The sequence below is a fragment of the Cognaticolwellia aestuarii genome (assembly GCF_002000025.1).
In the GTDB taxonomy this organism is placed as follows: domain Bacteria; phylum Pseudomonadota; class Gammaproteobacteria; order Enterobacterales; family Alteromonadaceae; genus Cognaticolwellia; species Cognaticolwellia aestuarii.
This window is the reverse complement of sequence record NZ_MUZV01000001.1, coordinates 53069-65351: the sequence shown is the minus strand read 5'-3', so window position 1 is coordinate 65351 and position 12283 is coordinate 53069. Positions and strand designations below refer to the sequence as shown.

At 39.0% G+C, this 12283-nt stretch carries 10 protein-coding genes; 9 read left to right on the top strand and 1 reads right to left on the bottom strand.

Translation table 11 applies throughout. The features are described from left to right. Window positions 1–133: 133 nt before the first annotated feature. The 9 genes from B0169_RS00310 (at window position 134) to B0169_RS00270 (ending at window position 6840) form a co-directional block, all read left to right on the top strand. Window positions 134–1003 carry a sulfurtransferase gene (locus tag B0169_RS00310; protein ID WP_077283592.1) on the top strand — a complete coding sequence of 290 codons (870 nt, stop codon included), beginning with the start codon at window positions 134–136 and terminating at the stop codon, window positions 1001–1003. 329 nt (window positions 1004–1332) lie between these two features. Then, window positions 1333–1626: a hypothetical protein gene (locus B0169_RS00305; RefSeq protein ID WP_077283590.1), complete on the top strand. Its 294-nt coding sequence runs from the start codon at window positions 1333–1335 to the stop codon at window positions 1624–1626. A gap of 13 nt (window positions 1627–1639) precedes the next feature. Beyond that, a complete protein-coding gene (pspA, locus tag B0169_RS00300) occupies window positions 1640–2302 on the top strand; it encodes a phage shock protein PspA (RefSeq protein WP_077283588.1) in 663 nt (220 codons plus the stop codon). Between the two features lie 154 nt (window positions 2303–2456). Continuing rightward, window positions 2457–2669, top strand: coding sequence for a PspC domain-containing protein (locus tag B0169_RS00295; RefSeq protein ID WP_077283586.1), 213 nt, complete (start codon window positions 2457–2459; stop codon window positions 2667–2669). A gap of 68 nt (window positions 2670–2737) precedes the next feature. After that, window positions 2738–3076, top strand: coding sequence for a hypothetical protein (locus B0169_RS00290; protein WP_077283584.1), 339 nt, complete (start codon window positions 2738–2740; stop codon window positions 3074–3076). Between the two features lie 32 nt (window positions 3077–3108). Continuing rightward, window positions 3109–4086 (top strand): tetratricopeptide repeat protein, encoded by a 978-nt coding sequence (locus B0169_RS00285; protein ID WP_077283582.1) that lies wholly within the window; start codon window positions 3109–3111, stop codon window positions 4084–4086. A gap of 512 nt (window positions 4087–4598) precedes the next feature. Beyond that, entirely contained in the window at window positions 4599–5066 is a 468-nt protein-coding gene (locus B0169_RS00280) for a copper chaperone PCu(A)C (RefSeq protein ID WP_077283580.1), read from the top strand. A 9-nt stretch (window positions 5067–5075) separates the two neighbouring features. Then, window positions 5076–6068 carry a DUF2333 family protein gene (locus B0169_RS00275; protein WP_077283579.1) on the top strand — a complete coding sequence of 331 codons (993 nt, stop codon included), beginning with the start codon at window positions 5076–5078 and terminating at the stop codon, window positions 6066–6068. A 4-nt stretch (window positions 6069–6072) separates the two neighbouring features. Next, window positions 6073–6840: a TIGR04219 family outer membrane beta-barrel protein gene (locus B0169_RS00270; protein WP_077283578.1), complete on the top strand. Its 768-nt coding sequence runs from the start codon at window positions 6073–6075 to the stop codon at window positions 6838–6840. Window positions 6841–7364: 524 nt separating this feature from the next. Here B0169_RS00270 and B0169_RS00265 read toward each other — a convergent pair. Beyond that, window positions 7365–12002: a S8 family peptidase gene (locus B0169_RS00265; RefSeq protein WP_077283577.1), complete on the bottom strand. Its 4638-nt coding sequence runs from the start codon at window positions 12000–12002 to the stop codon at window positions 7365–7367. Window positions 12003–12283: the final 281 nt, after the last annotated feature.

Here is a 12283-nt window from a genome sequence, read left to right as displayed (position 1 = left end):
TTAAAAGACACGACCTCATTTCATTGCGATAGCGCAACTTACATATAATTTAGCTGAACAGCCTTGAGCAATACTGTATATTTAGGCTGTCTTGGCTGATTTTATTTTATATTGCTCTGTGAGGTTTTGCATCATGACCAGCTTTCAACAAACAATTTCACCACTAGATTTACATGAAATGCTAGATAATAAAAATCTTGTCATACTCGATGCTAGTATTCCTCCTATCGGGAATATGTTGCCACCTAAGCATAGCTGGCCAAAGTTCCGTATTCCTCATGCTCGTCGCTTTGATTTAAACCAAGATTTTTCTGAGCCGGAAAGTCATTTACCTCACACCATGCCATCAGCGGCACATTTTGAACTAGCGGCAAGAAAACTCGGTATTAATCAGCAAAGTCAAATTGTTGTTTATGATGATTTAGGGTTATTTTCGGCAGCCCGAGCTTGGTACATGTTTAGAGCTATGGGTCATAAAAACATTGCGGTATTAGAAGGTGGCTTACCTTACTGGTTACAGTTGAATAAGCCGGTGGTGAATGCGCTCGATGAATGCCGGGAAGAAAAAACACACATTATTGGTGATTTTATCGCGCAAGAGAAAGCTGATTATTTCTCTGATTGCAGTGAAGTTCAGCGCGTTACGCGCTCAAAAGCGGCACTGATTCTAGATGCGCGAGCAAATCGTCGCTTTATTGGTGTTGATGCTGAGCCTCGCGCAGGGGTACGAAGCGGACATATGCCAAATGCGAAAAATTTACCCTACACCGATTTATGCGAACAAGGACGTCTTAAGCCGACTGAAGAGTTACAACAAATTTTCGCTGCTATTAATCCAAAGCAACAAGCAATGCTCATGAGTTGTGGCTCGGGTGTTACTGCTTGTGTATTGGCGTTAGCGGCTAATATTTGTGGTTATGCTAATGTACGAGTTTATGATGGCTCTTGGAGCGAGTGGGGCTCGCGATCGGATACGGTTGTGGAAACTTCTACCGATAACTAAGGTCTTATTAAGCTTATCGCTAGCGGTAACGCTTCTTCAAATACTTCCCGCAAATTTTTATCCTTAACTTAGTGGTATGCACTCCCCCTAGTAAGAACGTTATTTTATATTGGTCAATTTAACTAACTGTAATGATTATATTGACCAAAATATAGTTTGACATATTATGTCGTAGATTGATTTTTTATAAGTTCTTTTTCAAAAATCCTTAAATAACAATGACATAAAAAGTTTTTATCAGTTGGCACAGCACTTGTAATAGTAATGTCAGATACCAACACGATGAGTTAATAATAACTCTTCATGTTACTGACATAAGGATATTAATAATGAAACTATTACCAAATAAGTATGCTTTAAGCACCGTTTTATTATCTTGTACGCTGCTATTTACTTTCAACACATCAGCAAAAGAAGTCACGTTAGAGAAAAGTTTAGCAGCAACTATACAGGCACAAGGAGAAAAGGCTGCGCATGATTTATCTGCGCAGGTATCGAATTCAATTAAGCTTGAATTGCAACGATTTTCAATGCGCTACAACACAATGAAAACACAAGCGGTAGCCGTAATTTCAACGCACACTAAGTTAACTCAAAAACAACAACACACAGCAGAAGATTAATAGGAGAAATACCATGGGCATGTTTTCAAGATTCACTGACATTATTAACGCCAATATTAACTCAATGTTAGATAAAGCAGAAGATCCAGAAAAAATGATCAAGTTGATCATTCAGGAAATGGAAGAAACTCTTGTTGAAGTTCGTTCTACTGCCGCTAAGCAAATTGCAGAAAAGAAAACACTTTTACGCAATATACGAGATATGGAAAGTCGTGTTGCTAATTGGCAAGAAAAAGCTGAACTTGCGTTAAGTAAGCACCGAGAAGACTTAGCTAAGTCAGCACTGATTGAAAAGCAAAGTTGTACACAAAAGCTGACTGAGCTTAATGAAGAGTTAGCTCAATTTGATGAATATTTAACCGCTGTTCAACAAGACAGCCAACGTTTACAAGATAAGTTAACTGAAGCTAAGCGTAAGCAGGAAGCCTATGCAATACGTCAACAGTCTGCAGAAGTACGTTTAAAAGTACGTGAAAAAGCCGCGGTGCATAATATTGACGAAGCGATTAACAAGTTTGAACGTTATCAGCAAAAGATTGACCGAGTTGAAGCCGAAGTTGAAGCTTATGATATGACGTCAGCAAAAGATTTAAACAGCCAATTTCGTGAGTTAGAAAATGACGACAATATTGAACAAGAGCTAGAGCAACTAAAGAAAAAAGTTGTAAACGGCTAGTTGTCAGAGCAGATATATCATGGCGCTTTCATCATGGATAATTACGGGTATTATGTTTATAACTCCCGTAATTAGCTTCTTTATCAGCGCAGGATTATTATTTTTTTTCAAATTGATGTGTAAAAATTGCCACGTTAGGCACGAGGAGTAAGTTATGAGCTTTGACCGTGAGTATTCAGTAAATAAAACCTTAACAAAAGATATGGTACATAAAAAATTATCAGGTGTTTGTGGTGGTATTGCCAAGCATTATAACTTGCCACGTGTTGCGGTTAGAGTTGGTGCCATTGTCTCACTACTTATGTTTCCCGTTGCAACAGGCGTTGCTTATTTAGTTGCTACGCTGTTAATGCCAACAAAATCGTGAAGTGATCGTTGTTAGGTTAAAGGTTGTAAAGCTGACACTAGATCAGCTGAATTAAAGAGGGGAAGAGAATGTCATTTTTTAAATCATTATGCTTAGCTATTTTTGCAACAATATTTTTAACCTATGTCCTAGGAACTAGCTTTATTGAGCTACTTGACGTTGATGTTTATGTAGGTGAGCAATTAATTGAACCTTTAAAAGCGATTAGTATCTCAGCACTGGTGGTTGTTATACTTGTGTTGGTTGCTTTAGCAATAGCTATGAGTGTTTTTGGCTCATTAATTTTTGTTGCTATGTTAGTGTTAGGTGGTGGAGCAATGCTATTGGTTGGCGTTTTTTGGCCAATATTTTTAGTCGCCGGCGTTATTTGGTTAGTAACACGAGATAAAAGGGCAGCTCAATATTAGTCATTATTTATAATAAAAATACAGGACGTAAAATGAAGAAAAAATTAGTAGTTTTAACCTTGTTAGCTTCAATGAGTATGACAAGCTATGCAGACATTCAAGCGGTGCAAAATGCTTTAGAGCAGGATGACATTTTATTAGCACAACAAGTTTTTAATACTTTAACAACAGAAGAAAAAAATGCTATTCCAGGGCAGGTGTTGAAAGGCCGATTGTTACTAGAAAATGATGAAACTGAAGATGCATTTGATCATTTTGAAGCTCTGCAAAAACAGCATGTAAGCAACGTAGATATTAATTATTACTTAGGCGTTAGTGCTGTGATCATGGCACAAAAAGCGAGTATTTTTTCAAAACTAAGCTACGCCAAAGATTTTATTAAAGCGATGGAAAGAACTGTCGAATTAAAACCCGATCACCAAGATGCACTCAACACCTTGATAGGCTTTCACCTTAATGCACCGGGTATTGCAGGCGGTGATAAAGATAAAGCGTTGGTTTATGCAAAACAATTACAAAGCTATGACGCTGAGCTAGGTTACAGCCAAATAGCAACAGTTTATTGGCAAACTGAGCAATCAGAATTAGCCGATAAAACTATGTCAGAAGCCTTTGACCGATATCCACAAAGCAGCACTTTATATTTTTCACGCGCCCAACAAAACATCAAAAATGAAGCTTGGGATAAAGCGCGAGCTGATTTAACTTTAGCGGCTAAATTTGCCCAAGACGATGAAAAGAAGGGTGAGGCACTATATCAACAAGGTAAAGTTTCTGTTGAGTCTGGTGTGGAAACTGAGCTAGGTATCGATGCGTTAACGCAAGCGCTACCATTGGCTGCTAAAGCATATCAACCTTGGGTAAATTATCGTTTAGCGCAGCTATACTTACAGAAAAAAGAGCAAGTTAAAGCGTATGAAACGATTGCCCAAATTGATATCAGCGAAAATGAAGACTTAGAAGATAAAGTTAAAAAATTAAAGAAAAAGTTAAAAAAACTAACCGGCTAGTTTATCTATTTTAATTATTATTATTAAGTTATAGCTATAACGATACCTTTAATGAGAGCAGCGCAGGATTTGATTTATTATATTCTGCGTTTTAACCCCCGGTGTTACAATTTCAGTGCTGTAAGGTTTATCTGTCTTAAAGCATTTTACACTACGGTTGTTGTTATTTAGCCCGATTAAATCTTTGATCGATTACCTTTAATTCGTCACTTCATCTTCACCTTCATTTAGGTACTGCCAGCTTTGATGTTAAAGTTATACCGAGTTTGAGTTATACCGAGTTTGAGTTATACCGAGTTTGAGTTATACCAAAAGCCATAACTCAATCGTTTCAGCTAAGTTGAAACGGCCGGTTTCGAGTAGCTTAACCCATAGAGATAACAGGCACTCTTAATCAACTAAGGCTGAGTTATTGATTTGATTTTAAATAATTAAGTTATCCATTTTGTTCAAGCTTAGTTACAATGGTGGAGATGAATCATAATATGAGTAAAAAGGATGTATAGCGGCTTATGAGGAATATTTTTTTACCAATTGTTCCACTGATTTTTTTTGTGAATAGTGCGTTCGCTAGCACGGTGGATAACGAAAGCAATGCTAAAGTGCTGGTTCAAAGCAGTTTTGCAAGGGAAAGTATTCCTGGCACGTCTATTTCTTCGGCTTATATGGCTATTAATAATATCTCGACAAAAGATCTTCGCTTAATCTCGGCGACAAGTTCGGTAACCGATAGAATTGAAATTCATGAGCACACCATGGCCAATGGTTTAATGCGTATGCGCCAAGTTGAGTACGTCGATATTTCAGCAAAAGATACCGTACTGTTTCAGCCATCAGGCTTACATTTGATGATTTTTGATTTAAAACAGCCCTTAAAGGCTAAAGAAAACATTACCATAACCTTGCATTTTGACGATCAATCTAGCATCGATGTGAATTATATTATTAAAGGTCTTAAGCAAAAAAAGCACCACCATTAGGAGTTTGTTATGAGTGTTAATATTTCTACAAAAACTATTATTTCAGGGATTACCGGGCTATTGCTAGCGCTTTATTTACTTGGTGTGTATTGGAGCTTTGAACCAGCACAATTTGATATCCGTGCTGAGGTTACTAAAGCTGCAACGGCAGAAAATGTAGCGCCAGTGGTTGGTTATACCACTACCACAGCATTAATTAGAGTCACCGAAACGTTATTAAATAAGCCAGGTGGTTACTTAGCTAATGACGCCATTCCACCATCAGTTTTTTTAGATAATATTCCATCTTGGGAATTTGGTGCTTTAGAGATGATCAGAGATATGTCATTGGTGATGCGTCAGGAGTTTAGTCGATCACAGTCTCAGTCAGCAGAAAATAAAAACTTAAAAGTAGCGCAACCACAGTTTAATATTGACCATACAAGTTGGGCAATTCCTAGTGCTGAAGGCGAGTATCAAAAAGCGATTAATGAATTATATGCCTATCGAACAGCGTTAACGCAAGTTAATAATCAATCAGCTCAATTTTACGCGCGTTCTGATAATTTGCGTGCTTGGATCCAAGAAGCAACAAAACGTTTAGGCAGTTATTCTCAGCGTTTAAGTGCCAGTGTTGGTCGAGAACAAATTAATGTTGACCTTGCTGGCGATAGTGTCGCACAGCAATCAACTTCAAGTGTGTCTAGCATGCAGTTGAAAACAAGCTGGTGGGCGATTGATAATGAGTTTTATGAGGCTCGCGGCGCCTGTTGGGCTTTATTACACTTCTTAAAGGCTATAGAAATAGATTTTAATGATGTTTTAGAAAAGAAAAATGCTAAAGTTAGTGTGCAACAAATTATTCGTGAATTGGAAGCAAGTCAAGAGTCAATCTGGAGCCCGATGGTTTTAAATGGCAATGGTTTTGGCATGCTTGCGAATCATTCATTAGTAATGGCTAATTATATTTCGCGTGCAAATGCAGCACTGATCGATTTAAACGACTTATTAAGTCAAGGGTAATAACATGAAAAAAATAGCGCTAGTAGCAACGCTTGCCTCAATTTTATCAACAAATGTTCAAGCAGACGCTTTAGGTATCTATCTAGGTGGTCAAATATGGGATAACCATGCCTCTGGTACATTGGGAGATGGTAGCTCACAAATAGATTTTAATTTGGTTGATGAAAAGCAAAACAGTTTTTTTGTTGCTTTTGAGCACCCATTACCGCTTATCCCTAATTTACGGATAGCCTCCACGTCATTAGAAACTGATGGTGTAACAACGCTAGCAGCTGATTTCGAATTCGATGATGAAACTTTCCGTGAAGATGCGCAAGTTAATGCTGATTTCAATGTTAGCTATGTTGATTACACTTTATATTATGAATTATTTGATAATGACTTATTATCATTCGATTTTGGTTTGACGGCTCGTGACTTTGATGGTGATGTCACCTTAGCGGCGCAGATTACAACAGACTCAGGAACTACTACACAATCAGATAGTATAGCGGTTACTGATATCGTACCTATGCTTTATGTCGCAACTAATGTAGGTCTACCACTTACAGGGTTAAACCTTTATGCGCAAGGTAACTTCCTATCTTTTGACGATCATACACTTTATGACTACGAAGTAGGTGTAAGCTATGAACTTATCGATAACCTTGCCGTAGATATGAATATCAACCTCGGTTACCGTGCTGTTAAGTTAGAGCTAGAAGACTTAAATGATCTATACACTAATATTGAATTTGATGGTGTATTTATTGGTACCACTATTCATTTCTAACATATCCAGTTAAGTGTTTATAAAGCAGCGCTAAGCAATTGGCTCTGCTTTTTTATTACCTGAAAATAACTTTTATACTTGTAGTAACTAAATATAAAACAGCAAAACAGTACTTATTGAGTGGTGTAGTAGGTGTCAGCAAACGGTCTTCTCAGGCTTAGCTAGTACGGGGTAAAAAACGATAAACTTTACTGTACGAGCTAATGCGGTTTAATGCTAGGAGTGACTAACTTTTTGGTTGTGCAGTATTTTTTAAAAGCTAATTTTAGCCGTCTTTCAAGGTCTCAACTAGTTGATACTGGGTTTATTAATTAAAAGGTATGAGAGTAGCTTAAAGGCTTTTTATGGCCTGTTATTGACTGGTTACAGTGCTGATGTAATAGTGATTTCAGCTTTTTACCTTAAATAATTAAGGCAAGAGTAACCCCATCATCACCTATCGTTGAAGATAAAAAAAAGCCATCAACATAACGTTGATGGCTTTTACGGTTATAGGCTTTAAGTTAACAACCTATATGATCACCTTATACTTTTTTACGACGAGTAAATAGTAATGGTGTTAGTAGTAACATTAACCAACCAAATGAACCACTTTCTTTCTCATTAACGATTGATACAGAAGCAACAGCTGTATCTGAGTTGCCGTTACCGTCGTCTACTGTAAGTTGGAAAGAGATAGTTTCATCTTTTGCTACTTTTGGTGCTTCAAAACTAATAGTTTCAGAGTTTGCACTGAAAGTCACAGGAGTACCCGCTAACTGTACCCAAGTGTAGCTTAGCTCATCACCATTAGGATCTGATGAACTAGCAGCACTTAGTTGAGCATTTGATTTCTCAGTAACTGATGTGCTACCGGTAATCATTGCAGTAGGAGCGCCTTCAACTTGAATAGCAACACTTGTGTTATTTACAACTTCTTCAGTGTTCATATCATCTGTGCTATGCGTAAGAACAACTGTTGTTGGACCACCCGCAAAATCATCTGATATTTCAGCTGAGAAATTAAACACTGTAGATTCAACAACAGGTGCTGTTAGTGTGTAACAAATAACTAAACCTGATTGAATATCTGTTACAGCGCCAACAGAGCCTGCTTCAGCACCATCATAAGGTGCAGGTGCGTATACGTCAGTGTTGCCAACAGTACCAGTAGCATTTTCAAGACCAACAGTCAGGCCTAAGGCAGCTCCAACAACATGTGAAACGTTGTCGTAGGCAAATGCGAAGTTACCTGTTGTATTGTCAAATACTACTTCAAAATCGACAGAATCAGAAATGGTAGCATCGCCATTATGGAATTCATAATGTCTCATATCATCAAATTCGATAATTGTAGTGCCTGCACCAGCAGTTGCTACAGATACACCTGAGGTAGCAGATGAAACAATTTGCATGTCGCGCCAGAATGGAGCAACTAAGTTGTTAGCATCGTCAGCATTAGGTAATAATTGGTTAACCCAAGGGGTTGTTCCACGTGTACCACTAAAGTAAATAAAACCATCGTCTGAAACAGTAAGAGAACTATACAATGTACCTAAGAAGTTTGCAGGTACATCAAATACACCTTCAACACCATCACCTTCAAAAGCACCAGGGGCGATACCAAAACCAGCTAGATCTATGTAAGTACCTTCACCAAATGGAACGCCACATGTAGCATCTTCAACATTAGATGATTTAGTGTAGTAAGGAGCTGCACCAAATAGTGACTCTTGTACAACAGTCCAAGTAATGTCATTGCCATCAATTACAGCATCACCAGTAACAGACTCTTCATCAAGTGTCATGCCTGCAGGTATTGTTGCTTTAACAGTATAAGTACGATCACCCGGCGTAGTTTTCGGTTGTACAGTAACTGCATAATCTACACGGTCTTGACGTTCCATATAAGCGTTTGCATTACTTGAAATAGATACATCATCCATTCCACGTACGAGATCAACGGTAACAAGTCCTAAGTTGCCAGCACTTTCAGCACTTGTACCTATGTCAACAGCACCGTAGTACATATCACCTGTCATACCGCCATCAAGTGACCATTTAACTGTTAAGTCAAATTCAGTTAATGAAGGAATCGCTGAATCAGCTTCAACAGACAAGTTATCAGCTAATTCACTGTCAACAACAGCAGTTGCTAATGTGTAAGCATCTGCAGCACCTTCTTCAGAAGCAGCCCAGTTTTGTACTGCAACCCAATAGCTACCAGCAGCAGGCAATGTTAAGTCAATTTTCTCAAGTGCTGTACCCGTTGCACTCACACCGACTTCTTCATCTTCTTGCGGGATACCATCACCATTAGCATCTAAACCTACGCGTAGATCTAAATCCGGAGATTCAGAAGCAAGGATTTCAGCTACAAAGCGTTTTGCATCAGCAGGAACAGTATGAAGTGTCACATTTACGCCATCAGTTACGTCATCGTAAAATGCGCCATTTGCACTATCAACTGTCAATGTTGCTTCAGTTTTAGTTGCTTTAGTTAAACCATATGAACGGCTAGTAAAATCAGTAATCTCAACAGCCATTACATCTTTAACTAATGCGCTATCTTGGTTACGATTTGCTTCAAAAGTGATTTTATCAGGGATGTTACCATTTGATGCTTTAACACTAACAGGAATTCTCGCTGTAGGGTGCTCAGCAGAAGTCATAACAACTTGACCAAATGACCAAACGTCACTTTCAGCTTGTAAAGCGTCAACACTGATTGCTAGCGTTTGACTCTCACCGGCAGCAAGAGTAAATGTTGCTGGTGTTGTTGTGATCACTAAGCCATCAGAGATAGCCGTACCTTCAACAGTCCAAGTACCAGCGGCTGTAGCTGTTACTGTACGAGTCCAATCACATAAACCAACACAGTTAGCATTAGAAACTGAAGGAATGTTTAATGATTTAGGATCGCCGCCTTCAGCAGGGTTTGCAGCAGTATAGTTGGCTGCTGTTTCATTCATCAATAGGCCAGTTTTGGTCGCTAAGTTCACGCGAATACTACCAGAACCCATATCAAAAACGTCAGCAGGTGTTACACCATCTTCTTTACGAACATCTGTAACAGCCGTTAGCATTAATGCTGAACGAATGTTATCAGGTGTCCAAGTAGGGTGTGCTGATTTCAGCATAGCACCAGCGCCTGATACATGAGGAGCTGACATTGAAGTACCTTGTAAAAAGGCAAAGTCAGCAGGATCAGTACCTAGAACGTCATGACCGTATTGCTCATCTGAGTATGCTGCATAAATAGATACACCAGGAGCTGTAACAGACGGAGTCATTACGTCAGGAACAGTAACGTTACTACCACGCGATGAGAAATCTGCCATATCATCAGCTTGGCCAATTTTTAGTTCACCATCAGCAGCTGTAATCGTTGCCATATGGTCTGAACCAGAAGCTAACCAAGTGCGTAAAGCGTTACCATTTTCAGCGTTAATATGAATACCTGGTACAACATATACGTCATTCGCAACAGTATCAGAACCGCCAGTAATGTTTCCTAGTACAAAGCCACCAGCACCACCGGCAGCTGCGTTAACTGCTTTGGTTACTCGAGCAATAGCACCACGGTCACATACAACAATTTCACCATCAAATGTGCCAGCAGGGAAAGGCTGTAAACATTGTGCAGGGTCACCATCTGGATCGTTGCTGTTAGTGTAGTCACCAGCCCAAACGATACTTGCTGTAATACCGCCTGATGCGCTTTTACCTTCAATATTTGCTAAGTCAGTGTCACCACCAGTAAAGCTACCTACTTCTTTATCAAAAGCAACTTCACGACCATGCGTTGATGCGCCTACAACGGTATACCAAGGAGCATTTTTTGACGTTGTTTGTGCTTCCGGACCGCTGTTACCAGCAGAAACAGCAGCAAAAATACCTGCTTCTTGTGCTGCTAAGAAACCCTGTTCAGTTGAGCTTGCCCAAGGGTTACCACCACCACTAATTGAATAGTTTAAAACATCAACACCATCAGCAACTGCATCATCTAATGCTGCAATAATTGCAGCACCAGGACAACCGCTATAAGTATCACCAGGACCAGTTGAAGAACTATTTCCTGGGTTACAAATCTGATATGCAACAATATTTGCATGCGGCGCTACGCCAGAGATTTGTCCAAACTCGAAACCTGTTGAGTTAATACCGTCGCCTTGTTCTTCACCAATTTCTTGGTCAACCATAGGTACATTTAGAAGAATGTTACCGCCAGCAGTACTTGCTGTATGTGAGCCATGCCCGCCATAATCTTCACCGTTTTTGGCTGGTGGGTTATCACCAAATACTGTTGTATCATCGTAGTTATCAGTAACAGCTGCGTATGAACGTACACCAATTAACTTATCGTTACACATTGACGCGAAATCGCCGGCACAGTCACCAACGTAAACACCAGCACCCCATGGGTTAGTGTGATCGTAACCGTCATCGCCAACATCTGCGAATGATCTATGATCTGAGTTAACACCACTATCGATTACACCGATAATAACGCCTTCACCCATGTTTATTGCACTTTGACCTTCGCCTTGCCAAACTTCATGAGCACCAACATGAATTGGTCCTGTATCGGTTTCGATGTGCTCCATTTTTTCGCGTTCTATGTACGCAACATCGCTTAAAGCCGATAATGCTTCAGCTTCTTGTTGTGTTAAACGAACAGCCATACCATTGAAGGCATTTTTATATTTGTATGCAACATCTAAGCTGCTACCTAATTTGCTGGCTGCTTTACTTACGAATGCTTGTTGCTTACTTTCTAAATAATTGCTGTACGCCACAGCTTCAGCTGACTTTAAGTCAAGGCGTAATTCTTTTCTGATTTCTTTTGAGCTTTTGTTACTGCGTGCTAAAGAAGAGAAAAGAGATTTTTTTGCTATTTGAGGGTTCGTTGCACTTAAGCCAGTAACAGAGCCGTCATAAGTCGCAATTGGTTGGTCTTTAAGGCGAACAATATAAGTATAAACACCATCAGCTAAATCTTTTTCAACACGGAATTTTTTAGCTTGTGTCTGGTTGAATGTGCCACCTTTGTTAATTGATATTGGTGCGACTGACTTTAATACGTCTGCCGAGTATTGCGTTGGCACTGTGCTAGCTGATGCCTGCATAGTTGCCATTGATAATAGTGCTGTAGAAACAGCAATTGTTACTTTGTTATTCACAAAGAACCTCCCTAAGTGCACAAGTAGTTGTGCTGATTATTACTTTTTATTAAGTAAAACTGTTTTTCAACGATTTTACTGATCTTATAATACGAGAAACGCAAAAATGCGACGCTTAAACATAGCACATGTAAAAATAATGTAAATAACTTGTCGGCCTAGCTTTGCTTAAATTTTACATTCAGCATTGAAAGTGGAAAATAGTGTTTACAAGATGAACAATTTTCGCTTTTTAAGCTTGAATAATCGCCAAGTATTACATTTGTGTTATCAAATTATTT

What these genes read in the sequence shown, in the direction of transcription:
- B0169_RS00295 (WP_077283586.1), top strand. Translation starts at nt 2,457, where the DNA reads ATGAGCTTTGACCGTGAGTATTCAGTAAATAAAACCTTAACAAAAGAT.
- B0169_RS00285 (WP_077283582.1), top strand. Translation starts at nt 3,109, where the DNA reads ATGAAGAAAAAATTAGTAGTTTTAACCTTGTTAGCTTCAATGAGTATG.
- B0169_RS00290 (WP_077283584.1), top strand. Translation starts at nt 2,738, where the DNA reads ATGTCATTTTTTAAATCATTATGCTTAGCTATTTTTGCAACAATATTT.
- pspA (WP_077283588.1), top strand. Translation starts at nt 1,640, where the DNA reads ATGGGCATGTTTTCAAGATTCACTGACATTATTAACGCCAATATTAAC.
- B0169_RS00305 (WP_077283590.1), top strand. Translation starts at nt 1,333, where the DNA reads ATGAAACTATTACCAAATAAGTATGCTTTAAGCACCGTTTTATTATCT.
- B0169_RS00270 (WP_077283578.1), top strand. Translation starts at nt 6,073, where the DNA reads ATGAAAAAAATAGCGCTAGTAGCAACGCTTGCCTCAATTTTATCAACA.
- B0169_RS00280 (WP_077283580.1), top strand. Translation starts at nt 4,599, where the DNA reads ATGAGGAATATTTTTTTACCAATTGTTCCACTGATTTTTTTTGTGAAT.
- B0169_RS00275 (WP_077283579.1), top strand. Translation starts at nt 5,076, where the DNA reads ATGAGTGTTAATATTTCTACAAAAACTATTATTTCAGGGATTACCGGG.
- B0169_RS00310 (WP_077283592.1), top strand. Translation starts at nt 134, where the DNA reads ATGACCAGCTTTCAACAAACAATTTCACCACTAGATTTACATGAAATG.